Source organism: Bacillus sp. FJAT-29790 (genome assembly GCF_019039215.1).
Classification (GTDB): Bacteria; Bacillota; Bacilli; order Bacillales; family Cytobacillaceae; genus Cytobacillus.
Window position 1 is genome coordinate 60,734 of the sequence record NZ_JAHNZZ010000001.1, and the last position, 25,138, is coordinate 85,871.

28 protein-coding genes are annotated in these 25,138 nt (G+C 38.7%); 17 read left to right on the forward strand and 11 right to left on the reverse strand.

The window, feature by feature from the left end:
• Nucleotides 1-235 precede the first annotated feature (235 nt).
• The gene (locus BGM26_RS00280; protein WP_217037739.1) at nt 236-799 is read right to left on the reverse strand and encodes a DUF2777 domain-containing protein; all 564 of its coding nucleotides are present in this window, start codon (nt 797-799) and stop codon (nt 236-238) included.
• Nucleotides 800-1,163: 364 nt separating this feature from the next.
• Here BGM26_RS00280 and BGM26_RS00285 point away from each other — a divergent pair, with 364 nt between their 5' ends.
• Nucleotides 1,164-2,708, forward strand: a complete 1,545-nt coding sequence (locus BGM26_RS00285; RefSeq protein WP_217037740.1) for an alpha-amylase family glycosyl hydrolase — start codon at nt 1,164-1,166, stop codon at nt 2,706-2,708.
• A 236-nt stretch (nt 2,709-2,944) separates the two neighbouring features.
• Here BGM26_RS00285 and BGM26_RS00290 read toward each other — a convergent pair whose 3' ends face one another.
• Both BGM26_RS00290 and BGM26_RS00295 read right to left on the reverse strand, forming a co-directional pair.
• Nucleotides 2,945-3,820 (reverse strand): SDR family oxidoreductase, encoded by an 876-nt coding sequence (locus BGM26_RS00290; RefSeq protein WP_217037741.1) that lies wholly within the window; start codon nt 3,818-3,820, stop codon nt 2,945-2,947.
• 112 nt (nt 3,821-3,932) lie between these two features.
• Nucleotides 3,933-4,424, reverse strand: coding sequence for a YajQ family cyclic di-GMP-binding protein (locus BGM26_RS00295; RefSeq protein WP_217037742.1), 492 nt, complete (start codon nt 4,422-4,424; stop codon nt 3,933-3,935).
• 186 nt (nt 4,425-4,610) lie between these two features.
• Between BGM26_RS00295 and BGM26_RS00300 the strand changes: the two genes are divergently transcribed.
• Nucleotides 4,611-5,477 carry a CvfB family protein gene (locus BGM26_RS00300; RefSeq protein ID WP_217037743.1) on the forward strand — a complete coding sequence of 289 codons (867 nt, stop codon included), beginning with the start codon at nt 4,611-4,613 and terminating at the stop codon, nt 5,475-5,477.
• A gap of 29 nt (nt 5,478-5,506) precedes the next feature.
• Here the strand turns inward: BGM26_RS00300 and BGM26_RS00305 are convergent, their stop codons facing one another.
• Both BGM26_RS00305 and BGM26_RS00310 read right to left on the reverse strand, forming a co-directional pair.
• Nucleotides 5,507-5,638 carry a DUF3941 domain-containing protein gene (locus tag BGM26_RS00305; protein WP_217037744.1) on the reverse strand — a complete coding sequence of 44 codons (132 nt, stop codon included), beginning with the start codon at nt 5,636-5,638 and terminating at the stop codon, nt 5,507-5,509.
• Between the two features lie 175 nt (nt 5,639-5,813).
• Entirely contained in the window at nt 5,814-6,677 is an 864-nt protein-coding gene (locus BGM26_RS00310) for a DegV family protein (RefSeq protein ID WP_217037745.1), read from the reverse strand.
• Between the two features lie 114 nt (nt 6,678-6,791).
• Between BGM26_RS00310 and BGM26_RS00315 the strand changes: the two genes are divergently transcribed.
• Together BGM26_RS00315 and BGM26_RS00320 are read left to right on the forward strand one after the other, a co-directional pair.
• Nucleotides 6,792-7,622, forward strand: a complete 831-nt coding sequence (locus BGM26_RS00315) for a YitT family protein (RefSeq protein ID WP_217037746.1) — start codon at nt 6,792-6,794, stop codon at nt 7,620-7,622.
• 21 nt (nt 7,623-7,643) lie between these two features.
• Nucleotides 7,644-8,060 carry an intracellular proteinase inhibitor gene (locus tag BGM26_RS00320; RefSeq protein WP_217037747.1) on the forward strand — a complete coding sequence of 139 codons (417 nt, stop codon included), beginning with the start codon at nt 7,644-7,646 and terminating at the stop codon, nt 8,058-8,060.
• A 37-nt stretch (nt 8,061-8,097) separates the two neighbouring features.
• Here BGM26_RS00320 and BGM26_RS00325 read toward each other — a convergent pair whose 3' ends face one another.
• From BGM26_RS00325 to BGM26_RS00335, 3 genes are all read right to left on the reverse strand, one after another.
• Nucleotides 8,098-8,298, reverse strand: a complete 201-nt coding sequence (locus BGM26_RS00325; protein WP_217037748.1) for a DUF3813 domain-containing protein — start codon at nt 8,296-8,298, stop codon at nt 8,098-8,100.
• A complete protein-coding gene (locus BGM26_RS00330) occupies nt 8,299-8,451 on the reverse strand; it encodes a hypothetical protein (RefSeq protein ID WP_217037749.1) in 153 nt (50 codons plus the stop codon).
• A gap of 144 nt (nt 8,452-8,595) precedes the next feature.
• Nucleotides 8,596-9,414 (reverse strand): Cof-type HAD-IIB family hydrolase, encoded by an 819-nt coding sequence (locus BGM26_RS00335; RefSeq protein ID WP_254118872.1) that lies wholly within the window; start codon nt 9,412-9,414, stop codon nt 8,596-8,598.
• A 202-nt stretch (nt 9,415-9,616) separates the two neighbouring features.
• Here BGM26_RS00335 and BGM26_RS00340 point away from each other — a divergent pair, with 202 nt between their 5' ends.
• The 4 genes from BGM26_RS00340 (at nt 9,617) to BGM26_RS00355 (ending at nt 12,687) form a co-directional block, all read left to right on the forward strand.
• Nucleotides 9,617-10,384, forward strand: coding sequence for a prolyl oligopeptidase family serine peptidase (locus BGM26_RS00340; protein ID WP_217037750.1), 768 nt, complete (start codon nt 9,617-9,619; stop codon nt 10,382-10,384).
• A gap of 79 nt (nt 10,385-10,463) precedes the next feature.
• A complete protein-coding gene (locus tag BGM26_RS00345; RefSeq protein ID WP_217037751.1) occupies nt 10,464-10,772 on the forward strand; it encodes a metal-sulfur cluster assembly factor in 309 nt (102 codons plus the stop codon).
• 15 nt (nt 10,773-10,787) lie between these two features.
• The gene (locus BGM26_RS00350) at nt 10,788-11,126 is read left to right on the forward strand and encodes a DsrE family protein (RefSeq protein WP_217037752.1); all 339 of its coding nucleotides are present in this window, start codon (nt 10,788-10,790) and stop codon (nt 11,124-11,126) included.
• 436 nt (nt 11,127-11,562) lie between these two features.
• Nucleotides 11,563-12,687, forward strand: a complete 1,125-nt coding sequence (locus BGM26_RS00355) for a TIGR04053 family radical SAM/SPASM domain-containing protein (RefSeq protein ID WP_217037753.1) — start codon at nt 11,563-11,565, stop codon at nt 12,685-12,687.
• A gap of 58 nt (nt 12,688-12,745) precedes the next feature.
• Here BGM26_RS00355 and BGM26_RS00360 read toward each other — a convergent pair whose 3' ends face one another.
• On the reverse strand, nt 12,746-13,444 hold the full coding sequence (locus BGM26_RS00360; protein WP_217037754.1) for a Crp/Fnr family transcriptional regulator: 699 nt from the start codon (nt 13,442-13,444) through the stop codon (nt 12,746-12,748).
• A 529-nt stretch (nt 13,445-13,973) separates the two neighbouring features.
• Between BGM26_RS00360 and moaA the strand changes: the two genes are divergently transcribed.
• A complete protein-coding gene (moaA, locus tag BGM26_RS00365; RefSeq protein ID WP_217037755.1) occupies nt 13,974-15,005 on the forward strand; it encodes a GTP 3',8-cyclase MoaA in 1,032 nt (343 codons plus the stop codon).
• Nucleotides 15,006-15,073: 68 nt separating this feature from the next.
• On the opposite strand, the gene ric is transcribed toward moaA, so the two are convergent.
• Nucleotides 15,074-15,769 carry an iron-sulfur cluster repair di-iron protein gene (gene ric / locus BGM26_RS00370; protein ID WP_217037756.1) on the reverse strand — a complete coding sequence of 232 codons (696 nt, stop codon included), beginning with the start codon at nt 15,767-15,769 and terminating at the stop codon, nt 15,074-15,076.
• A 198-nt stretch (nt 15,770-15,967) separates the two neighbouring features.
• On the opposite strand from ric, the gene BGM26_RS00375 reads away from it, so the two are divergent.
• From BGM26_RS00375 to BGM26_RS00385, 3 genes are all read left to right on the forward strand, one after another.
• The gene (locus BGM26_RS00375) at nt 15,968-17,233 is read left to right on the forward strand and encodes a molybdopterin molybdotransferase MoeA (RefSeq protein ID WP_217037757.1); all 1,266 of its coding nucleotides are present in this window, start codon (nt 15,968-15,970) and stop codon (nt 17,231-17,233) included.
• Complete coding sequence (gene mobB, locus BGM26_RS00380) at nt 17,227-17,769, forward strand: molybdopterin-guanine dinucleotide biosynthesis protein B (RefSeq protein ID WP_217037758.1); 543 nt, start codon at nt 17,227-17,229, stop codon at nt 17,767-17,769. Before BGM26_RS00375 ends, mobB begins: the two co-directional genes overlap by 7 nt.
• 108 nt (nt 17,770-17,877) lie before the next feature.
• Nucleotides 17,878-18,594 (forward strand): YwiC-like family protein, encoded by a 717-nt coding sequence (locus BGM26_RS00385; protein ID WP_217037759.1) that lies wholly within the window; start codon nt 17,878-17,880, stop codon nt 18,592-18,594.
• 92 nt (nt 18,595-18,686) lie between these two features.
• On the opposite strand, the gene BGM26_RS00390 is transcribed toward BGM26_RS00385, so the two are convergent.
• Nucleotides 18,687-19,379 carry a Crp/Fnr family transcriptional regulator gene (locus BGM26_RS00390; RefSeq protein WP_217037760.1) on the reverse strand — a complete coding sequence of 231 codons (693 nt, stop codon included), beginning with the start codon at nt 19,377-19,379 and terminating at the stop codon, nt 18,687-18,689.
• Between the two features lie 346 nt (nt 19,380-19,725).
• On the opposite strand from BGM26_RS00390, the gene argC reads away from it, so the two are divergent.
• The 5 genes from argC to argF all read left to right on the forward strand — a co-directional run bounded on the left by argC (nt 19,726) and on the right by argF (nt 25,065).
• Nucleotides 19,726-20,757, forward strand: a complete 1,032-nt coding sequence (gene argC / locus BGM26_RS00395; RefSeq protein ID WP_217037761.1) for an N-acetyl-gamma-glutamyl-phosphate reductase — start codon at nt 19,726-19,728, stop codon at nt 20,755-20,757.
• Nucleotides 20,758-20,770: 13 nt separating this feature from the next.
• A complete protein-coding gene (gene argJ / locus BGM26_RS00400) occupies nt 20,771-22,003 on the forward strand; it encodes a bifunctional ornithine acetyltransferase/N-acetylglutamate synthase (protein ID WP_217037762.1) in 1,233 nt (410 codons plus the stop codon).
• 21 nt (nt 22,004-22,024) lie between these two features.
• Nucleotides 22,025-22,789: an acetylglutamate kinase gene (gene argB / locus BGM26_RS00405; RefSeq protein WP_367949312.1), complete on the forward strand. Its 765-nt coding sequence runs from the start codon at nt 22,025-22,027 to the stop codon at nt 22,787-22,789.
• Nucleotides 22,786-23,943, forward strand: a complete 1,158-nt coding sequence (locus BGM26_RS00410; RefSeq protein WP_217037764.1) for an acetylornithine transaminase — start codon at nt 22,786-22,788, stop codon at nt 23,941-23,943. The genes argB and BGM26_RS00410 overlap by 4 nt, the downstream gene beginning before the upstream one ends.
• 165 nt (nt 23,944-24,108) lie before the next feature.
• The gene (argF, locus tag BGM26_RS00415; protein ID WP_217037765.1) at nt 24,109-25,065 is read left to right on the forward strand and encodes an ornithine carbamoyltransferase; all 957 of its coding nucleotides are present in this window, start codon (nt 24,109-24,111) and stop codon (nt 25,063-25,065) included.
• Nucleotides 25,066-25,138 lie beyond the last annotated feature (73 nt).

A 25,138-nucleotide genomic window follows, 5' to 3' on the forward strand; every position in this document is an offset into this window, starting at 1 on the left:
TTATCCTTAAAGATTTATTATTGTCTATTGTGGTGTTAATACGCCTAAAATGCAATACCGAGCTCATACCCTACAAGCTGCCTGATGAAATAACTTGTCTAACTTTATGGGGTCAGTTCAATTTCATTTCCGAAATGAACTGCTTTTTTATTAACTATAATAAATATTTTTTGTATGCGGGTACCTCAAAAGAGAAGGGGAAGGACTCGATCTGAATCATTATCGTAATTTCTACCTATGACGAGATTTTTTCAATAATCATTCTTTTCCCGCTGTTTAATGTAAATTCGAAGCGATCATTTGTTTTTTCGAAATAGCTAAAATGGTGCTGGACATTGCAGATATGCTCTTGGTTATCAAAAACAATAAAATTAACCCCGCTCTTTCTCTCGCTGGCATCGAGAAAGGATAATTGGTTGTAACAATAAATACAATCATAGACAGAAAATTGTAAGGAATTTAATGTCGTAATAAATTGAAAAAAAGCATCATCATTCATTTCATCTAATAATTTTTCTAAAGAAAAGACAAGAAGCTTGCGGATGCGGACACTGTCCTGATCTTTCAGATGAAAGATTTCATCTGAAAAAGCTAATTTGCCATCTTCAAATAAAATCCCTTTTTTCCAGCGCTTAAATCGAAATAGCTCAATTTCTTGGTGAAGGAATTCATCTAATAAAGATGCTTCTTCTGTTTCCTTATCAAAAAACACCCACTGATTATTAATAAATTCGATTGTCCCTTCAGTAAATGCTCGATTTTGGTACTCTATTAGTTTCATTCGCTGCTGTCTATTCATAAAAAACCTCCATTTGCTTCCCTCACAATCTTTTTAGACAGTTTTCTCTATTTTTATAACCCCATGAGAGGCAAATACCCTTTATCTTAGATATCCGAAAATTACTCCTTATAAAAGGATATTCCTTTTACGGACATTCTGATACAAAATACAGATAGCTATCCCTATTTCCGCTAAGAATTGTTTGACGGAAGGGGGGAGAAAAGGCTACTCTTAAAGGGTTGAACTTTAACTTTATTCAGCAGAAGTCTCTTAACGATATAAGTGGAGAGATGGACGCAAATACGCCAAGGCGAATTTGGTGGTAAGCAAAGCCTATTAACAAAATGGCTTTTGGATTTTTTAAGGAGGAAGAGGAGCGGCGATGAAAAAAAGAGTTTGGACTCTCATCTTAATCCCTTTACTTCTTTTTTACGCCCTACCCGTAGGGGCAGTTGAAAAAGAAGATCGTAAATGGCAGGATGAATCAATTTATTTTTTAATGGTGGATCGCTTTAACAACGGGGATTTTCACAATGATTTTCATGTTGATGTAAAAGATCCTGAAGCCTTCCATGGCGGAGATTTTCAGGGGATTATGAACAAGCTGGACTATATTAAAGATATGGGCTTTACAACTATTTGGCTAACACCAATCTTTGATAATGAGGATAATGGATATCATGGCAATTGGATAAATGATTTTTATAATACAGAAGAACATTTCGGCACAATGGAAGAGTTTAAAGCTCTTGTTCAAGAAGCGCATAAAAGAGATATGAAGGTAATTCTGGATTTTGTCGTTAGTCATGTTGGCCTAAACCATCCGTGGCTAAATGAACCAGATAAAAAAGATTGGTTCAATGATCAAGAGGAAATGATACATTCGGAAGATCAGCAAGACCTTAAAGCTGGCTGGATGAATGGGCTACCTAAATTAAATCAGGAAAATCCGGAAGTAAAGAATTATTTAATTGATGCCGCCAAATGGTGGATTGAAGAAACAAATATTGATGGCTACTATCTTGACGCTATTGATTCTGTTCCTAAAAGCTTTACAACTGAATTTGCTAAAGAAGTAAAAAAAACGAAAGATCAATTCTATCTTTTGGGTGATGTGCGCTCAAATGATCCTGCTATCATTTCCGGGTATCAAGATACAGGGATTGATGGGTTTATTAATTATCCTCTAACTGAAAAATTACGGCCCGCTTTTGATCAGGTTGATAAGTCTTTAAAAGACCTTTTTACAGTCGAGGATCAAAACAGCTCCATCTATAGCAATCCATATTTAATGGGAACCTTGATGGATAATAATCATATAATCCGATTTACACATGATGCGATTACCAAGAACCAGCATCCTGGACCAAGATGGAAGCTGGCACTTACCTACCTGTACACTACACCGGGAATCCCTATCGTTTATTATGGCAGTGAAATTGCATTAGACGGCGGTGAGGGATCAGATAACTATCGGCAAATGGATTTCCGCACCGATAAGGATCTCATTGAACACATCACAAAAATAGGTGAGCTGCGGAATACTCTTCCTAGTTTAACAAGAGGGACAATGGAACTATTGGTAGTAGATAATGGGCTGGCTGTTTATAAACGGACGTTGGAGAACGAAACGACGGTCATTGCGATCAATAATACGTCCGAGTCCCAAAGTGTGACGATCAATGCGGCGCAGTTGGAAGCGGACAAGGAATTAAGAGGATTGCTAAACGGAGACCTAGTTAGAAGCACGGATGATGGTCAATACACGATATTTATCGACCGGGAAGAGGCAGAGGTTTATGTTTTAGCTGAAAAAACAGGCTTGAATCTCTCATTTATTTCGGCTATGGTAATCGTCTATGGTACATTTATAATTTTCATTATTCTTCTTAGGAAAAGATCGAAGAGAAATAAACCCCAAGAATAAATGAATGGTATCGTTATGCGGGGTGAAATAGGGTCTATTCTAAGATATTGTTGCTAGTGAATATTTTATTCCCTAAAGAAATTGGTCGCCACGAACTTCTTATGGTGACCAATTTTTTTATTCAAGGTTCTTTTGGTCACCAATCATCCTTTTGATGCCCGTTTTTGTCTTTGCGAGGTGTTTTCGTCACCAATTCTCCCTCTAGTGCTCATTTTTCCTCTGTTTATATTTTGGTGTTACCCATTTACTATCGTCCCGCCATTTACATGAATCATCTGCCCGCTGACATAGGATGAATCATCACATGCCAAGTATACATAGGTTGGGGCAAGTTCGTACGGTTGACCTGCGCGGCCAAAAGGCGTGTCTGTTCCAAATTGAGCTACTTTATCAGCAGAGAAAGTCGACGGGATCAGCGGCGTCCAGATGGGTCCTGGTGCCACACCATTTACACGGATTCCTTGTCCTGCGAGTGACATGGCAAGTGATCGGGTAAAGGAAACAACCGCCCCTTTTGTCGAAGAATAATCAATCAGCTGCTCATTTCCTTCATAGGCTGTTATTGAAGCGGTATTAATAATGGAACTCCCTTTTTTTAAGTGCGGCAGAACCATTTTTGTTAAATAAAAATAGGAAAAGATGTTGGTCCGGAAGGTTCTTTCCAGTTGGTCTGATGAAATATTAAGGAGACTCTCCTGCGGGTGCTGCTCTGCCGCGTTATTAACCAACACATCTATTTTACTAAGCTTTTCGATCGTTTTATTGGCAACCTCCCTGCAAAATGATTCATTTCCGATATCTCCTGGAATTAATAAACATTCTTGTCCTTCTGATTCGATTAATTGCTTCGTTTCTTGCGCATCTTCGTGTTCTTCCAGATAGGCGATCGCAATATTTGCCCCTTCTTTGGCAAAATAGATTGCTGCCGCTTTTCCAATCCCGCTGTCACCGCCTGAAATTAAGGCAACTTTTCCTTGCAATTTCCCAGATCCTTTATAATTAGCATCCACAGAGATAGGCTTTGGCTGCATGCGATCTTCAACCCCAGGCTGTTTATTCTGATGCTGTGGGGGAAATCCGTTTGGCCTATTTTGATTTTGTTTGTTTGGCATTTTGTAAACCTCCACCTAGAAAGGATAATTAATCACTTTCCTAGTATGGAGTGAAAGCCCGTGGATTATTAAATCAAAAAAAGAACGGACTAATTTCCGTTCTTTTTTCATATTAACGATAATTCACAAATTGTACATCAACGGTTAAGTCTGCTTCTTTTACGGCGGCAATGATTTGTTGCAGATCATCGCGGTTCTTTCCAGTCACTCGGACTTGATCATCTTGAACCTGACTTTTCACTTTTAATCCGCTATTTTTAATAAGCGTATTAATTTTTTTTGCGTTGTCTTTATCAATTCCTTGAGCAATTTTCGCTCTTTGGCGAACGGTCCCGCCGGAAGCACCTTCAAGCTTTCCATAATCTAGATTTTTAATTGGGATGCCACGCTTAATCATTTTGCTAAATAAGACGTCTTTCAGCTGGCCGAGCTTGTACTCATCATCGGATATTAGGACGAGCTCCTCTTTATCAAGGGTGACATTACTTTTGCTGCCTTTAAAGTCGTAGCGGGTTTGAATTTCCTTCATGGCAATATTAATCGCATTTGTTACCTCGGAAAAATCTACTTTGGATACAATATCAAATGAGCTTTCTTTCGACATGGATAGCTGCCTCCTTATACTTCAGTTCTTTTCTAAAAAGCACATTGCAAAGAACGCCTTTAGAAAAGAAGTTTCACTTTATTAATTAATTATAGTAAAATATAGCAGGCTAAACAACTTTAGGTGACATTAATGAAATTTATATAATTGGAAGACTGCAGTTATTTGGATGAAGGAGGATTTTATATGGCTTTAAATGAATTTATTGGTCGTTCGGTTAAGTTGACGGTTGAGAGACAGGCTGAATTTGGCCACTTTTTATCGGATGGCAATGAAGATGTGCTTTTACACAAAAATGATACGGATTTGGAATTGGAAGAAGGACAGGAAATTGAGGCTTTTCTATACATAGATTCAAGGGGAAGGATTGCAGCGACAACGACGATTCCTGAGGTAACAACGGAAACGTATGGCTGGGCACAGGTTTGTGATGTGAAGCCGGGAATTGGTGTCTTTATGTATATTGGCATAAATAAGGACATGCTGCTCGGAGAAGAAGATCTGCCCGTGCATCAATCTGTTTGGCCTAAAAAGGGGGATATGCTGTATATTACGCTTAGAGTCAACAGAAATGATCGTATATATGTAAAGGTAGCCACTGACCCTATAATTGAAGAAATTTCTGTGAAAGCAACAAGGGAAGATTTCAATAAAAATATTCATGGCCATATATATCGTACGGCGAAAGTCGGCAGCTGGATCTATACAGCAGAGGGATATAAAGGTTTTATCCATGAATCACAACGAAAAACCGAACCGCGGATTGGTGAAAAAGTGGAAGGCCGGATTATTGATGTCAAAGAGGACGGGACAATCAACGTTTCATTAACACCGAGAAAGCAGGAGGCACTTGATGAGGATTCAGAAATCATTCTGACCTATTTAGCTTCCCGTAACGGTGCAATGCCTTATGGGGATAAAAGTGCGCCAGAGGACATACAAGAGCGTTTCAAGCTAAGCAAAGCCTCATTTAAGCGTGCGCTTGGCCGTTTAATGAAAGATGGAAAGGTTTATCAGGAAGAGGGATGGACGTATATAAAGCAGGAAAAATAAATGAGCAAGCATCTGCTTGCTCGTTTATTTTAAATATGATCCGTCTTTTTAGAATATTGATTTTTCCCTGCTTTCCTGTTTTTATCACGCATCATATTTTTTTCATGGCGAAGGGCATTGTTATCCTTTGCCTTTTTATCATTATCAGAAGTATGGGGCATAATGTAAATACTCCTTTCCATTTTTTGATAAAAATTCGATTTTCATTTTGCTCATTAAAGTTGCTGCACTTTATTGTCTGTCAAAATGAAAAGGAGTATACATTCTAGAAGTGAGAGGCTAGATATGGAAAATGAAGCAATCGGAGAGTGACCGATTGCTTCATTCGTTACTTACTTATAAAGGGTTCACCTTATTTAAAAAGAATATCGCAATCGTGCCTGATCCTGTATGGGACCCAATTGCTGATCCGATCGAAGAAATATAGAAATCTTTAGCGTTTAATTCCTGCGCAATAAGCTCTTTCATTTCTAATGCTGTTTCTTCATCGTCCGCATGGCTGATGCCGATTACCTGGCTGTCCAGCGATTCGCCTCTTTCCTTCATTAATTCAATAATGCGGCGAAGGAGTTTCTTTTTCCCGCGGAGTTTTTCGATTGGAACAAGTTTTCCATCTTCTACATTTAGGAGCGGCTTAATGTTAAGCAAACCGCCTAAAAATGCAGATGCTTTAGAAACACGTCCGCCTTTTGCAAGGTAATCAAGATCATGTACCGTAAATAAATGCTCCATATGTTGACAGCGGAATTCAATATCCTTTAAGATATCTTCTTTGGACATATTTTCCTTTGCAAGTTTTACGGCTTCTTTAACAATTAGGCCGCACCCGAGTGAAGCACATTTCGTATCTACGATCGTTAAGTTGAAATCAGGATAAGTTTCTTTCACTTGGTTGCGTATCATAACAGCCGCTTGGTATGTACCTGATAATTCGGAAGAAAATGCGATATAAATGCCATCTTCATTATTTTTCGCCATCTTTGTAAATGCTTCTTCAAATGCAAGTGGGGAAGCTTGAGAAGTTTTAGGAATCTTGCCTTCTCGGATAGCTAGATATACTGTTTTAGGGTCAATCGTTACAAGATCTTCATATTCGGTCTCATTTAAATGGACTTTTAATGGAAAAAGTGTGACGTCATTCTCTTCAAAAAAGCTTAAAGGCAAATCACACGCGCTGTCAGCCAATATTTTTACTGACATTCATATTCACCTGCTTTCCAAACGATATATGCTTTAAGTTTATAGAAATTAGTAAGAAAAGACAATAAAATAGGCCAATTTTGGAAAGAGTAAAAAACTCTCAGGAGGTTTCATATGGTTTGGTTGGAAACGAAAAAAATAATTGTTGTACTAATTGGTGCGTTATTAAATGCAATTGCCATGAATTTCTTCCTAATCCCCGCTAATATTTATGCAAGTGGATTTGCAGGAGCGGCACAGTTGTTATCAAGTGTTTTCGGAGGGAATGTCTCAACAGGGATATTGCTTTTTTTATTAAATATTCCTGTGGCAATTCTTGGATGGAAAAAGGTGGGGAAATCATTTACTCTTTATAGTTTTATAAGCGTATTTACCATGTCGTTTTTTATGGAGGTAATCCCGATTACACAACTCTCTGATGACATATTATTAAATGCTGTCTTTGGCGGGGTTATTGCGGCAGTAGGAGTGGGGATGACGTTGAAATGGGGAGCATCAACAGGGGGGATGGACATCATCGCCATGGTCCTTTCTCGAATGAATGATAAGCCTGTAGGCATCTATTTCTTTACATTAAATTCAATTATCATTATTACGGCCGGAGCATTGTATGGCGGGGAAAAAGCATTGTACACAATTGTTGCGTTATATGCGACAACGAGGGTAATTGATGCGATTCATACAAGACATGTTAAATTAACTGCAATGATCATTACGAAAAAGGCTGAAGAAATGAAAAAAGCGATTCATGAAAAAATGGTTCGCGGGATTACAACGATTCCGGCAAAAGGGGCATTTTCGAATGAAGATAAAGAAATGATGATGATTGTCATCACACGCTACGAATTATTTGATCTCAAAAGAATAATTCAAGAAGTAGATCCACAAGCTTTTACTAATATTGTGCAAACAGTTGGTGTTTTTGGCTTCTTCCGCAAGGATTGAATACAGTCTGGAGGGTTCATTATGCTTCGGGTTATTTTTGCGTTTGTTTTAGTATTGAGTTTGTTGCCTATGCAATATTTGAATGCAGCTGAAGAGGATCGATCATTCTTTGGATTTGAAATAACTGATAGTTCGAGTGAAAATCCGGCATTTAGAAATGTAAAAGTAATTGGGGGAAAAGGGAGTTATGTCATAACCGGAGAAACACGGCCAGTAAATAGGGAATACTTCTATACTGTGGACGATGGCCATAAAGAATTAATTTCAGTCAAAAAAGAAAATACCAAGCTGAACTTTCCAAATTGGTCCCCCTTTAGGATTGAAGTGAATATACCGAGGGAGAAGCTGCCGCAAAATGGAACGCTTATTCTAAATTTATTTGAGCGGAGCCATGATGGAAAGGTGATCAATACTTTTCCCGTTATCCTAGTCCAATAACTCAAAAAGCTGACACAATTTGTGCCAGCTTTTTCGGTCATTCGGAAGTATTTGAACTTAACTGATCCAGTTCTTGTTGCATTTCTTGGAGCTGCGCTTGTTCTGCTCTTGTCGAATTGGCATAGGCAGAACTCAGAGCGTTTTTTGCTTGAGAAATCGCCATTTGCTGCGTTACATGATCAGCATTTTTAGCCATATTCACAGAACGTCTCGCCTCTTGAAACAATCTGTTACCCATTTATATTCCTCCAAGAGAAGATTCTTTCACATTGGCCATCTTTTGCGCCTCGGCCTCAGCGTATGTCATGTGATAAGGGATACGTTCAGCATGCTTAGTAACAGAATCTACACCCTGTTGCACAAAGCGTTTCGATTTATTACGTCTACCCATTCGAATCCCCTCCAAATGAAGTTTGTACGAAACAGCATTCTGCTGCTTCGTTAATTAGTATTCTCCAAACCGCAGTTTTAAAAAGGGGAATATTTTGGACAATTTTTGAAAAATAAAGAACGGAATCTTTAGGGAAGCAATAATTTAAAATAATTTCAAGTTCAACAAATCATTTAAATACACGCCGACACCATCTTCTTCATTCGTTAACGTGAGTTCATTTGCAACTGTTTTTACTTGATCAATCGCATTTCCCATTGCAACACCGCGACCGGCATATTCGAGCATTTCAAGATCATTATCTTCATCCCCAAAGGCAATAATTCGCTCGGGCGGAATTTGGAAATAATCGGCTGCTCGTTTCAGCCCAACAGCTTTATTTAATCCAAATTTTACGATTTCAATGACATGCCATGGAGCAGCCCAGCTGCGGTGGTCAATTACTTCAGCATGAACATTCGAGAGGTGATCCCGGATGGTTTTGACATGCTGCTCATCAGTATGAATTAACAAACTCGTTGGGGAAGCTTTCAAGAAATTTCGCAGATCTCCTGTTGTGACATTTGGTTCGCCAAATCCAAATATATCTAAAAGCTTTTCATCGTGATAATGAAAATATACATCATCGATCACTTCAGCAATAATATTGTGGAATTGAAAAGAGCTGCAGGCTTCTACGATATCTTTCGCGACATTAACTTCTAGTGGGGAATGGTATACACCCCATTTATGATCCTTTGGATGGTGCACAAATGCCCCGTTAAAATTGACAATCGGGGTATCCAAATTCATTTCTTTATAATATATCTCACTTGAGCGAAAAGGCCTTCCAGTTGCGATCATGACGATATGGCCTTGTTCACGGGCCTTTTGAATCACATTTTTTGTTTTTATTGAAATGGTTTTATCATCTTTTAATAACGTTCCATCGAGATCCAATGCAATTAAATGTTTTTCTGCCATAATAACACCTTCTTTATACATATTTTTCTAAATATAAGTGTAAAGGTTTGAGAAAAAAAAAGTTCGCATGTTACACTAAAAATAAGAAGTGTTCATTTCATTACCACTATGTTAACAAATATATTAGTCTTTTGTAATCAAACTTGCTTCAATCGCAAAACTTTACATAATATAAAGATTGCTTTACTCAGGAGGCGTTAAGTTGGTTATTATTGAAAATATAAAAATTACGGACATCCCTGTTTTGCATATTGCAGACCAAAAGAAATCAAGAGAAAAACTTCCATTCATTATTTTTATACATGGGTTTACAAGTGCAAAGGAGCATAACCTTCATTACGCTTATTTATTGGCTGAAAAGGGATTTCGGGTCATTCTTCCGGAGGCTCTTTATCATGGTGAAAGAAATAACGGTCTTTCCGGGCACGACTTAAACATTCAGTTTTGGGAAATTGTCATTCGCACGATCGATGAGCTGGAAATCCTAAAGCACTCGTTCGAAGAAGAAAAATTAATCGATCCGTCCAGAATTGGGCTTGTTGGCACATCCATGGGCGGCATTGTCACATTAGGGGCCCTTACAAAATACGAATGGGTCAAAACGGCAGCAAGTTTAATGGGAATGCCCTACTATGAAAAGTTTGCTCTTTCACAGATAGATGCAATGAGAAAGAAAGGAATGGAAATCCCAGTTCAAGAGGATGAAATCGCTCAATTAATGGAGAAGTTAAAAGAACTTGATTTAAGCTTACAGCCTGAAAAATTGGAAAATAAACCACTTCTTTTTTGGCATGGGAAGCAAGATACAGTTGTCCCTTACTCGTATACATATCATTTTTATGAAACCATTAGACCACTTTATTATCAGGAACCGGAAAAGCTTCAATTCATTGGAGAAGAAAACGCTGGCCATAAAGTTAGTACGAAAGGTGTTATTGAAACCGTAAAATGGTTTGAGACTTATCTATGATTTGTATCATACATTTTCATATAGATGTTTGATATGATAGCAGCAGGTATACTTAAGAAAAATGAAGGAGTGTTGAAAAATGGATCAAGATTTAAAGGATAGCATTATGGGTGCACTTGAGCTAGTTGTTGACCCTGAACTTGGTGTCGATATTGTCAATCTTGGCTTGGTTTATGATGTGAAAATGGAGGAAAACGGAAAAGCAGTCATAGATATGACTTTAACTTCAATGGGCTGTCCAATGGCCGGCACAATAGTTGAAAACGTAAAAAGTGCGATGACAGATATTCCTGAAGTAAAGGAAACTGAAGTGAATATTGTTTGGAATCCGCCATGGTCAAAGGATAAAATGTCCAGATATGCAAAAATTGCCTTAGGTATTCGATGAAAAGGAGAACAATCAATGAAAAATAAGGTAATTTTAGTTAGCTCTGATCAGCTAGGTAAAGGAGACAAGGAGCTTGGGGAAGGTGTGCTTGAAACTTTCTTTACTTTACTTAAACAAAGAGACGAACTTCCTAAAGCGATATTTTGCATGAATAGCGGGGTTTTCACCTTAACAGAAAATTCGTTTGTTTCTGTTCATCTGAAGGAACTTGAAGAAAAAGGTGTAGAGGTGCTTGCCTGCAAAACATGTGTTGATTATTATGAAGTCGAAAACAAATTGTTCGCCGGAAAAATAAGCGGTATGCCGTACTTCATTGATTTAGCAGCTAAATACGAGATATTAACCATTTCATAACAGCAGGGAGACCTGCTGTTTATTTTTTTACATCCATTACTAACCTCCTCCTCAACAATTATTCCCCACGAATGTGAGATTCTTCACTTATCTTCGAAAGAAATTCACCTATAATACTAGTGCATAGAAAATAATTAAAACATAAAACCAGCTTTATTTTTATAGGCTATTTTCGTAAAAGTTTGTTGCTTTTATAATGTGAAATTTATCAAGTAAATCTGAGTTGATTGGAGCGGAGGGCACTTGACTCCTACGGGAAATAGAGGGAAGCGGGAGACCCCGGAGGCGGTAACGCCGAGGAGGCTCCCGTCCCTCCCCGCGGAAAGCAAGTGCCCGCAGCGGAAATCAACGGGCAAATTTTGTAGGCTAAAGCAACGATATATGCGAAAACAGCCTTTTTATAAACACAGTCAAGGAAATCTGGAGGGGAATATTTATGGCTTTCAATCGAGATTTTAATAAAGATCCATTTATCGTAATTTGGGAATTAACAAGAGCCTGCCAGTTAAAATGCTTGCATTGCCGTGCAGAAGCTCAATATAAAAGGGATCCGCGTGAGTTAACTTTTGAAGAAGGAAAAGAATTAATCGATCAAATTTATGAAATGAATAATCCGATGCTTGTGTTTACCGGTGGGGACCCATTAATGAGGGAGGATGTCTTTGACACTGCCGAGTATGCAGTCAAAAAAGGTGTCCGTGTGTCCATTACACCAAGTGCAACCCCGAACGTAACGAAAGAAGCGATTGAAAAAGCGAAAGAAGTGGGATTATCCCGCTGGGCCTTTAGCCTTGATGGTCCAAATGCAGAAGTACATGACCATTTCCGGGGAACATCGGGGTCCTTTGATTTAACGATGGAACGGATAAAATATTTGCATGAACTGGAAATTCCTGTTCAAATCAATACAGTTATTTCTCGCTACAATATTGATTATCTTGACGAAATGGCAAAAGTTGTTGAAGGACTGAAATGTGTTCTTTGGAGTGTCTTTTTCCTTGTTCCAACAGGAAGAGGGCAAGAAACGGATATGATTTCACCAGTCGAACATGAAAAAGTGTTCACGTGGCTATATGAATTAAGTAAGAAAGTTCCTTTTGATATTAAAACAACAGCTGCTCAGCATTACCGACGTGTAGTCATTCAGCAAAAGACGAAGGAAGCAAAAGCTAATAATGAAGATATTCAATACTTAGATGCCCTAACTCAGCAAGGCTTAACAGGCTCCATTGATGGCCTTGGCAGAGCGCCAAAAGGTGTAAATGATGGGAATGGCTTTGTCTTTATCTCACATATTGGCGATGTTTATCCAAGCGGTTTGCTGCCTGTGAAAGCAGGAAATATTAGAGAACAACCACTCGGGGAAATTTACAGAGAATCTCCGTTATTTAAAGATTTAAGGAATCCGGATAAATATAAAGGCAAATGCGGTGTCTGCGAATTCAGATATGTTTGCGGCGGATCCCGCTCCCGTGCCTTTGCCATGACAGGAGACTATATGGAAAGCGAGCCATTCTGTGTGTATATTCCAAAGGCATTAAGGAAGAAAGCAACAACGTAAATTAATATTTCTTAAAAAGAAAGTGCAGCAAAGCAATAAGCTGCACTTTTCTATCATATTAATCAATATTGCAATATATAGCTGGGCAATCTTCACAGCCGATTTCATCTTTTAAAAATTGCAAATCATGAACGGTGATTTTTCCTTTACGGATAGAAATCACCTTATCTCGTTTTAAATCATTTAGGATCCTATTTGTACTCTCACGAGATGTACCGCAAAAATTTGCCAGCTCCTGGTTTGTTAAGGGAAGGTCAATTAGAATTCCGTCACTTACCATACTCCCATAGCTGTTTGTCATACGAATAAGTGTCGAAAATAAGGCACCTTTCTTGCCATTAAGAACAAGATCACGGAACTTTGTTTGCGTTTTGCGAAAATGGTCGCTCATCCATTTCATAAATTCAAAAGCTAAAGCACTATTTTGAAAAATTTCTTTTTCTAAAACATCCTTTTTAATAGCTACAACGAAACCTTCTTCAAGGACTAAGGCACTTAATAAATATTTTGGAGAGCTTGTAAATAAAGTTAATTCACCACAAATGTCATTTTCTCCACAAATTCTTAAGGAAAGTTCCCGCCCATCTTTCGTGATTTTACTAATTTGTATCTTTCCTGAAAGAACTAAATAAAGCTCGTCTGCTTCCATTCCTTCTTTAAAAAGAAAGGATCCTCTTACTGTTTGTATTCTACGGTCTTCAAAACGAAGCAACTCTTTAATTTTTATTGAATGAGTAGGTTTTATTACGTTAGGCATAGATATTTCACCCTTATTAAAAATATTTAAACTATTAAAAAGAAACTGGTTATCTTCTTTTGAAATTATAATCTTTTTCCTATGGTTACAGGAGAATATTAATGTGAAGACTTTTTGAACAATGGGGAAAGTGACAACATCATGATATTTTCACATGGTTATTAACATATGCGTAGTTATATGGTGTAATAATAGGTAAATGAATAAAAATGTTTTCGTAAACTTTGTTGCTTTTTAGTGTGATTTTATATAACAAGTTGAGTTGATTGGAGCGGAGGGCACTTGACTCCTTCGGGAAATAGAGGGAGCGGGAGACCCCACAGGTGGTAACCCCGAGGAGGCTCCCATCCCTCCCCGCGGAAAGCAAGTGCCCGCAGCGGAAATCAACGGGCAAACTTTGAAGATTAAAAACAACAATATATGCGAAAAGAGTCATAAAAAAAAAACAAGGCTATTTTCTAAATGATTGTTGTTTTTAAAGGTTTATTGATGAACCTATGTTAAAATAATGGAAAAGAGATCACTCTTAATGGAGTTGACTAAATTGGAAAAAACTATTATTAAAGATCAATTAAATAGACCGTTAAGGGATTTACGTATTTCTGTCATAGACCGCTGTAATTTTCGCTGTCAATATTGTATGCCTGCTGAGATATTTGGACCCGATTTTGTCTTTTTACCAAAAAGCGAATTATTGACCTATGAAGAAATCGAACGTCTTGGGAAAATATTTGTAAGCCTTGGAGTGGAGAAGATTAGACTAACTGGCGGTGAGCCGTTGCTTCGTAAGGATTTGCCGATTCTCGTTAAAAAGATTTCAGTTATTGAAGGGTTAAAGGATATCGGTTTAACGACGAATGGAGTATTACTGCCAACATATGCGGCAGACCTTAAGGCAGCCGGTTTGCAAAGGGTGAATGTCAGTCTGGATACATTGGATAGTGAGCTTTTCGGCAAAATTAACGGCAGAGGAGTTGGAGTCCAAGCGGTTCTAGACGGGATTAAAGCTGCTCAAAATGCAGAACTTGGTGTAAAGGTCAATATGGTTGTAAAAAAAGGATTAAACGATGCAGATATTATTCCGATGGCGAAGTTTTGCAAAGAGCAGGGGCTGCAGCTTCGGTTCATCGAGTTTATGGATGTTGGCAGCACAAATGGCTGGAAAATGGATGATGTCATCACAAAAAAGGAAATATATGAACTGCTTAAGGAACATTATCTTTTAGATCCAGTTGATCCGGATTATTATGGGGAAGTCGCCAAGCGTTACCGATATGAAGGGACAAATGTCGATGTTGGGTTTATTCCATCTGTTTCTGAGTCTTTCTGCTCAAGTTGCACCAGGTCAAGGCTGTCTGCAAATGGACAAATTTTTACTTGCCTTTTTAATGGTGAAGGGCATGATATAAAAGAATTTATGAGACAAGGTGTTACTGACGAAGAAATTGCCAAGCGTATAACTGACATATGGTCTGGAAGAAAAGATCGTTATTCAGATGAGCGAACAGCAGAATCGGCAAAGAATCGGAAGAAAATCGAAATGTCTTATATCGGCGGTTAATCATTAATTACGGATATCTTCAAAAAAAAAAAAGCTGCGGCATGTTTGTATGCCGCAGTTTTTGTCATTTAAATATATCTTGGAAATAAAATGTTATTTTCTAAGTGTACGTGCATGAAAGTCTCTCCTTCAAGCAATTCAAGGCGTTTGTACACAATCGTGTAAGTTCCGCAAGCATCAGCCGGCAACAAGTAATTAGATGTCGCATCTCTAAGTTGACTTAAAAGTGCTCCTGCATGGTCATGTTCTTTTTCAAGCTCTTTAATATATTCGATGATCTCTTCACGATTATCTAAAGATGGGTCTTCTAATTTTAGCAGCAATGGGAATACCGTTTTTTCCTCTTTTGCTGAGTGTGCGATCATTTCCTTCTTAAACTCGAAAAATAACTCATTTACCTTTAATAATTCTGGATGATGGCCCCCGTGAACTTTAGATACCTTTGTGACATAAGGGCTTAATTGGTCAAGCTCTTCTAAAAGTGGTCGATGGTAGTGCTCTTTAATATGTTCAATAATTTCAGCAGATGAGCTTTCTGTCCAAACTTGCATATCATCCTTCTGTTTTTCATTTTTAATAAAAATATCATTTAAGTCTGCCATTAATTGTTCCATATTGACAGATTGTTCAGTGGCTGCATTAATTAGCGGTGTGTTGCCTCCGCAGCAGAAATCTATTCGATAGCGTTTAAAAACATCACTTGTTTTTGGCTGCTCATTTACAATATCTCTCACTAAAGTTGTTTCAGAAAAGGGCATGTTCATTTTTTGAATATCCTCCTTCAAGGTTCTATCTTATTTACATCCTAAGCATAAAGGATATTTTCAAATGGGCTGGTGACCCTCATCACACTTTTTGTCTTTTTGTGAAAATATTTTTAGGGGAAAGGGTGTTGTGATGTTTGTCATGTTGAAAGGTATTATGTACTTATATATTATAAAGGTAATAGGAGCTGATATTTTATGATAGAGAGAAGAACACCAATCCCGGTTGGAGAAGCCGTTCAACGAATCATGAAGCATCAAATAGCGGGAGAGACAGAATATTGTTCGATAAATGAAAGCTTTGGAAGATATTTAGCTGAGGATATCACTGCGACAAATGATGTTCCGCATTTTGACCGTTCACCGTATGATGGGTTTGCTGTAAGAACGATCGATACAAAAGCAGCTTCGCAAACGAATCCGGTCGAATTTGAAGTAGTGGATCATATTGGTGCTGGCATGGTAACTAAAGAGCAAGTAGGTGCGTTTCAGGCCGTCCGAATCATGACAGGTGCCCAAATGCCGGAGGAGTGTGATGCTGTTGTTATGCTTGAACTTGCAAAGGCATTTGAAAAAGACGGGAAAAACTTTATGTCAATCAAGCGTGCATATAATCCCGGCGATAATGTCTCTTTTCGAGGCGAGGATGCTAAACAAGGGGATGTTCTCGTCAAAAAAGGGACAAAAATCAATCCCGGAATACAGGCGATTCTCGCTACATTTGGCTATGCACGTGTTCCGGTTGCAAAAAAACCAATCATTGGCCTATTTGCAACCGGAACAGAGCTCTTGGATGTTGACGACCCTTTAGTACCAGGGAAAATTAGGAATAGTAATTCCTACATGATTGCTGCCCAAATTGAGCGTTCAGGTGCTGAAGTTCATTATTTCGGAAAACTGCCAGATCAATTTGAAACTTGCTATGAAGCAGTGAAAAATGCCATTGGTGAGGTAGATATGCTCATTACGACAGGCGGCGTTTCTGTTGGTGATTTCGATTATTTGCCGGCCATATATGAAAAGATGGAAGCTGAAGTATTGTTTAATAAGGTTGCGATGCGCCCTGGAAGTGTGACAACCGTTGCGCAACTCAATGGGAAGCTATTATTTGGATTGTCTGGAAATCCATCCGCATGCTATGTCGGTTTTGAACTTTTTACCCGCCCGATTATCCGAAGAATGCTATTTGCTGAGAAGCCGCATCTTCGCAAAGAAAAAGCGATACTCGAAGTGGATTTTTTAAAGGCAAACCCTTTCACACGCTTTGTGAGAAGTACTTTATCGGCAGCAGATGGCCGATTAGTTGTTGGCCCAAGCGGAAAGGATAAATCCAATATCGTCATGAGCCTAGCGGGTGCAAATGCATTAATGGTTTTACCGGGAGGGACACGAGGCTTCGAAGCTGGTTCTGAAGTAGATGTGTTAATGCTGGAGGATTTTGATGGAAGCGAGTGGCCATGGTAAGAAAACCGATCGTTTTTCAAGTAGCTGGCTACCAAAACAGCGGAAAAACGACGCTTGTCAAAAAAATTATTAAACATCTAACATCTAGTGGTTTTGCTGTTGCCACTATCAAGCACCATGGACATGGTGGCAAGCCTGATATGATAGAAAACAAAGATTCAGGGCAGCATATTTCTTCTGGTGCGCTCGCATCTTTAGTTGAAGGGGAAGGCAGGATATTGCTGCAGCTTGAGAAAAACAGCTGGACTCTTGACGAACAAATCGAGATTCTTATGCCATTGAAGCTTGATATTATTATTATTGAAGGCCATAAGCATAAGGATTATCCTAAAGTAGTGATTTTAAGAAATATAGAGGATCAACACCTTTTATCCAAGTTGAAAAATATAAAAGCCGTTTTATATTGGGATCCCTTCAAGGAAATAAGTTCGATTCAAAGCGAGTATTCCGCGATTCCGTTTTTTGAAATCCATGACAATAATGGGGATGAATGGATAGTTAGTTATTTGCAAAACGAAATAAATGGGATTCGTTGAAAAACCGTCACAAGTTGACGGTTTTTTTCTATGTTTGTGATGAGATTCACTTATAGGGGATGAAGTTGAGTTTATAGTAAAGTTAGCATGCTTTAAGGAGGTATAAAATTGAAGCTATGTTTGCCGAAACAGCACGGTGCATGGGCAATGCTGCTGATCCCATTCTGGCTCGGGGCTGTTGCATCTGAACTGACTTGGTTCCATATCCCTTTTTTCATAGGCTGGCTGTTTTTATATTTAGCCACATATCCAATGCTTCTATTATTTAAAAAGAAGAAAATACAATATTATGCGAAATGGACAACCATTTACCTCGTTCCAGCTATTGTATTACTGCTATTCCCATTATGGGAACGGCCATCCATTGTTATTTTTGGTTTGATTATGCTTCCATTTTTTATTATAAATGTTTATTATTCATCGAAAAATCGTGAGAGGGCACTTGGGAATGATATTAGCGCCATAATGGCTTTTTCAATAGCCGGTTTGGCGAGCAGTTATTTGGCTAACGGCGAAGTTAACTCTTCGGCTGTTATTGTTTTTATTACAACGGTTTTATTCTTTACGGGCAGCACTTTTTATGTAAAAACAATGATTCGTGAGAAAAGAAATCAAGTCTTTAAGTTGTTTTCATGGATTTACCATATAGCAGTTGTCATTCTTTGGGGTATGTTCGGGCAGTGGTTTATTGCTGTTGCGTTCCTTCCGAGCTTACTAAGGGCATTCGCTTTTAATGGCAGGGCATTAACGCCAAAGCAAATCGGAATTATCGAGATTATAAATGCTGTCTTCTTCTTCATTATCATTCTATTTGTAATTTACTAAACGACCAATAATAAAGATCAGCATGCATAAAAAAACGCTTGGAGTAAATTAAATCCGAGCGTTTTTTGTTTCTTATTCATAAGTCTAACTGCCTATTCAATATTACAAATATCGATTGGGCAATTTTCGCAATCAATTTCGACTTTTAAATAGTTTAGATCATGAATGGTAATGATCCCCTTATCAATCGATAATGCGCCATTTTTGCGAAGTTCGCCCAGCATTCTGTTCACAACTTCACGGGATGTTCCGCAAAAATTGGCAAGCTCTTGGTTTGTTAATGGTGTTTTTATGATAATTCCTTGCTCCGCTTCCACACCATAGCTATTGGAAAGCCGGATTAATGTCGAATATAAAGCCCCTTTTTTTCCATGGAGGACAAGGTCTCTAAATTTGGTTTGCGTTTTTCGGTATTGAAGGCTGATCCATTTTATTAGTTCGAGAGTAAGCTTATGATCCTGATTCAGCCTTTCTTCAAGCTCATCCTTATAGATGATCGCTACCTCTCCATTTTCAACTACCTTCGCATTCAGCATATATTTCGGCGATGGGCAGAATAGAGATAACTCACCGATTAAATCTCCTTTAGAGCACATTCTTAAAGTTAGTTCACGACCATCAGGAACGATTTTACTAATTTGGATAATGCCGCTTTGAACAATAAAAAGTTCATTTGCGGTCATTCCTTCTTGAAATAAAAAAGTCCCTTTCTCCATTTTTTTTGTATGATGAGCCGTCAGCAATAATTCTTGTAGATCCTGAGAAATTTCAGTAAAGGACTGCATATCAAAACCACCTTTTCCGGTAGTATTCGTCCGTTGGAAACGAACCTTCAAGTTATTCCATTAGGCTGTTTTCTAAAAGTTTGTTGTTTTTAAATAGGTTTTGTATAAAGTTGATTGGAGCGGAAATCAACTAGACCTCTTTTGGGTTAAATAGATACAAAGTTTACGAAAACAGCCAAATCTAATCAGCCAATATAGTTAATACCACTATTATATTGTAAAGATTAAAAACTTCAAGAAAAAATGGTTGATTTTATTTGGATTCCTTTCTATAATAAAAGAAATAATAATTTATAAATATAAAATATTTTGATTAAATATACAAAAAGAGGATGAAGAAGAAACCATGAAAGTTTCAATTATTGGCACAACAGGATATGGGGGTGCGGAATTACTTCGTATATTAAAGCAACACCCTGAATTCGATATTCAATCCATACACTCAACGAAAGAAGATATTCCAATATGGAACGAATATCCTCACTTATATGAAATTATTGAAAATAAGCTGCAAAAAATTGATGCAGATCAAATCGCTGACCAATCAGACATTGTTTTTCTGGCGACACCATCTGGAATATCGGGAAAATTGGCTAGTGAATTTGCTGGGAAAAACATAAAGGTCATTGATCTTTCAGGTGATTTAAGAATCCCAGCGGAAAAGTATCGGGAATGGTATAAACAAGAACCGGCACAGCCAGGCTTAGTAGAAGAAGCCGTATACGGTTTGTCCGAATGGAATCATGAGAAAATCAAAGACGCTAATCTTGTTGCCAACCCTGGCTGCTATCCAACAGCATCGCTACTAGGATTGCTCCCTGTCGTAAAGGCAGGCATTATCAATCCTTCAAGTATCGTTATTGATGCGAAGTCAGGTGTTTCAGGAGCTGGTAGATCTTTAACTAGAAACACAAGCTTTTCAGAAGCAAATGAGAATTTCAGAGTCTATAAAGTAAATGAGCATCAGCATACACCGGAAATTGAACAGCAGCTTCTAAATTGGAATAACGATATAAAACCAATCACGTTCACTACACATCTTTTGCCGATTACAAGAGGAATCATGACAACAAGTTATGTACAGCTAGAAACGGAGCAAAGTACGAGACAATTGCTTGAGTTATACAAAGAGATGTATAGCGGACATCCATTTATCCGCATTCGCCCCGAAAATAATTTTCCATCAGTCAAGGAAGTGGCGGGTTCTAATTACTGTGATATTGGTTTGCATGCTGATCCTCGAACGGGAAGACTGACGATTGTGGCAGTAATTGATAATTTAATGAAAGGTGCAGCTGGTCAGGCTGTGCAAAACGCTAATATTATGTATGGGATGAAGGAAAATATAGGTCTTGATTTTGTCCCATTGTATCCATAAGGAGGAAAAGGAAATGCAAGCTTTATCACAATCAGCAAGTGTAAAGGAAGTCACAGGAGGAAGCATTATTACTCCAAAAGGATACAAAACAGCCGGTGTGCACGCAGGTCTCAGATACGCGAAAAAAGATTTAGGCATTATTTTAAGTGACAATCCTGCTAATTGTGCAGCAGTCTATACGACGAGCCATTTTCAAGCTGCCCCTTTAAAGGTAACACAGGAAAGTATAGCGGCAGAAGAATCCATTCAGGCCCTCGTCGTTAATAGTGCATGTGCAAATGCCTGTACAGGGGAGCAAGGGCTAAGGGATGCATACCTAATGAGAAAATGGACAGCAGAGAAATTTGGTTTACAGGAGTGCCACGTTGCTGTCGCTTCAACAGGTGTGATTGGCGAATATTTACCAATGGATAAGATTGCTGAAGGAATCCAATCGCTCGAGCCGGGAAACGGGAATGATTTTGCAGAAGCCTTTCAAACAGCTATTTTAACAACGGATTTAGTTATGAAACACTGCTGTTTCTCAGCAGAGATTAACGGAAAAACAGTTTATATGGGCGGTGCTGCAAAAGGATCAGGTATGATCAATCCAAATATGGCGACGATGCTTGCTTTTATCACAACAGACGCCAATATTGAAAGTAAACACCTCCAAACAGCACTAAGAAAAGTAACGGATACGACCTTCAATCAAATAACGGTTGACGGTGACACATCAACAAATGATATGGTGCTTGTCATGGCTAACGGACAAAGCGAGAACGATACGCTCTCACCAGAACACCCGGATTGGGACGTCTTTCTTCAATTACTTGCAAAAAGCTGCGAAAGCCTTGCAAAACAAATTGCGAAAGATGGCGAAGGAGCAACGAAATTAATTGAGGTAGATGTATCAGGTGCAGGAACCGATCTTGAGGCGAGAATGGTTGCGAAGCAAATTGTCGGTTCCAATCTGGTAAAAACGGCAATTTACGGAGAAGATGCGAACTGGGGGAGAATTATTGGCGCGATCGGACAAAGTCAGGCTAATATTAATCCAGATTCTGTAGATATCGCAATTGGGCCGATTACCATGCTGAAAAACAGTGAACCACAGCCTTTTTCAGAGGAAGAGGCAGCTGAGTATTTACGCAAAAAAACAATTCAAATCGTAGTTGATCTGTATCAAGGCAACGGAAAAGGGAAAGCTTGGGGCTGTGATTTATCATATGATTATGTGAAGATTAACGCGAGCTATCGAACATAAGAGGTGTTTCATTTGAAAAGTGTGTTGATTAAATGCGGCGGAAGTGTACTAGACGAATTGACCCCAGCATTTTTTAATAGTCTTAAAGAGTTGGAGAAAGAAGGATATCAGCTAATATTCGTGCATGGCGGTGGACCGGATATTAATAAAATGCTAGACCTTTATAATGTGCCACAGGAGTTTGATAATGGTCTTCGGAAAACGACATCGGAAGCAATGGAGATTGTGGAAATGGTGTTAGCTGGAAAAACAAACCGAAAACTGTCAGCATTGCTTGAGTCGCATGGAATTAGGGCATTCGGCTTAAATGGCAGTGATGGGCGTTTCCTGCAAGGCGAATTTATTAACAAGAAAAAGCTTGGTTTTGTCGGTGAAATAACGAATGTGAAAACAGATGTGATTTCAATGCTGCTTCGTGAACATTACACACCAGTTATTACGCCTATTGCCATTACTGATAATGGAATCAAGCTGAATATTAACGCTGATTTTGCCGCAGCGGCAATCGGAATTGCCCTCAATGTTGAACATTGTATATTCGTGACGGATGTGGATGGCATTATTATCGACGGAAAATTGAGGGCTGAATTGAGTACAGATGAAATCGAACAGAATATTCTTGAAGGCGAAATCACTGGAGGAATGATTCCAAAGGTCACGTCTGCTACGTCAGCAATCGGAAAAGGGCTCCAAAGTGTGATGATCGTTTCTGGCAAGAATAATTTTTATGATAAATCAGGATGGACCGGAACAAAAATTTACGCTAAAGAGAGGGTTATACGATGAGCTTTTTATTTCCGACTTATGCGCGGTGGGAGGTTGAACCTGACTCAGCGAAAGGAAGTACGATAATCGGTAAAGATGGAAAAAGATACTTGGATTTCACTTCAGGAATTGGTGTATGCAATCTTGGCCATCGTCCGGAAGTTGTCCAAGAAGCAATCAGTAAACAGCTTAATCGTTTCTGGCATGTGTCTAATTTATTCGTCCAGGAAGAGCAGGAGGTTGCTGCGAAACAACTGGCAAAGGCAGCAAGTATGGATGTCGTGTTTTTTGCAAATAGCGGAGCAGAGGCGAACGAAGCTGCGATTAAGCTTGCAAGAAAAGCGACAGGTCGGACGAAAATTATTACATTCGAAAACTCTTTTCATGGCCGCACCTTTGCAACAATGTCAGCAACGGGACAGGATAAAATCAAAATGGGTTATGGACCGATGCTTGAAAAGTTTATCTATCTTCCATTTAATGATGTTGAGGCACTTAAACAGGAAATCGATACGGAAACGGCAGCAGTCATGCTTGAAATCGTTCAAGGTGAAGGCGGCATTCATATTGGGAACAAGGAATTTCTAAATGAAGTTCAGCAGCTATGTAAAGAAAATGGGGCTTTATTCATCATTGATGAAATCCAAACAGGAATTGGACGGACAGGGAAACCATTTGCATTTCAGCATTTTGAATTATCACCTGACCTTGTTACCTCAGCAAAAGGATTAGGAAACGGATTGCCAATCGGGGCTTTAATAGGGAAAAAGCATTTGGAAACGGTCTTTGGGCCTGGAAGCCATGGATCGACATTTGGCGGAAACCCACTAGCGATTGCTGCAGCTAATGCAACGATGGAAACGATTTTTCAAGAGAAGTTTCTAGACAGTGTAGAAGAAAAAAGCAGCTATATTTATGAGAAAATCGCTGATAATCTCCTTTCCTTGCCAGTGGTAAAAGAAATCAAGCAGCTTGGAATGATGATTGGGATTGAAACAAGCATTGACCTGCCTGCCTTATTGAAACAGTTAAGAGATCATGGTTTGTTAGCACTTCCTGCAGGTACAAATGTTCTACGGCTGCTGCCGCCATTAACCGTTACAACCAATGAAATAGATGAAGCAGTAAAAATTATTCAAACCGTAATGATGAATATTTCCGAAACAGCCGTTTAGGCTGTATTCTTTTACACACAATTGCATAAAAATGAATATAATTATATAAATATACAAATGCTGAAATGGAATTAACGACTATACCAATACAAAAATAATGTCAAAAAGGACATATAAACTTATTTTCGAACCTTTTTGAATAACTTAAAGAGGGAGTGGAGCAAAATGATTTCGATTCAAACGGCAGAACAGAAATTAAATATTAAAGGGGAAGATTTCTTACGCCTCGCTGATTTTTCACCAGAGGTTATAGAAGGCTTGTTACTGAAAGCAAAGGAGCTAAAAAATGCTTCTCTGCTTGGAAAAAACCCAGCACCATTAAAAGGAAAAATACTTGGAATGATCTTTGAAAAATCGTCGACACGCACAAGAGTATCCTTTGAGGCTGGGATGCTGCAGTTGGGCGGGAGTGCCTTATACTTAAATAGTCAAGATCTTCAACTTGGTAGAGGCGAGTCAATTGCTGATACAGCGAAGGTACTTTCCCATTATGTCGATGCGATTATGATCCGTACTTTTTCCCATAAGAAAATTGAAGAGCTTGCATGGCATGCAACCATCCCAGTTATCAATGGATTAACGGATCTTTATCATCCTTGCCAGGCACTTGCTGATCTTTTAACGATACAGGAGCAAAAGGGAAATTTGAAAGGGCAAAAACTCGTTTATGTAGGCGATGGAAACAATGTGGCACATTCATTAATGATTGGAGCTACAAAAATGGGAGTCAATTTTACGATTGCCTGTCCATCAGGTTATGAACCTGAAAAATCGATCGTTAAAATGGCAAAGGAATTTGCAGCCGAAAGCGGATCCTCAGTTACAGTGTCCAACGATGCGGTCGAAGCGGTTAAGAATGCGGATGCCATATATACAGATGTCTGGACTAGCATGGGACAGGAAGAAGAAAATGAGCAAAGACTTAAAGCTTTTAACAAATTTCAAGTGAATGAAGATTTAGTCCAAAAGGCAAAAAATGACTTCGTATTCCTGCATTGTTTGCCAGCCCATAGGGGGGAAGAAGTAACTGCAGGGGTCATTGATGGTTCGAATTCTGCCGTTTTCCAACAGGCTGGAAACAGACTACATGTCCAAAAAGCACTTCTTTCAGAAATTATGTAGAAGGATTGGCCCTCTCCGATTGAGAAGGGCTTTTTCATTTAGGCTGTTTTCGTAAAGTTTGTTGCTTTTATAG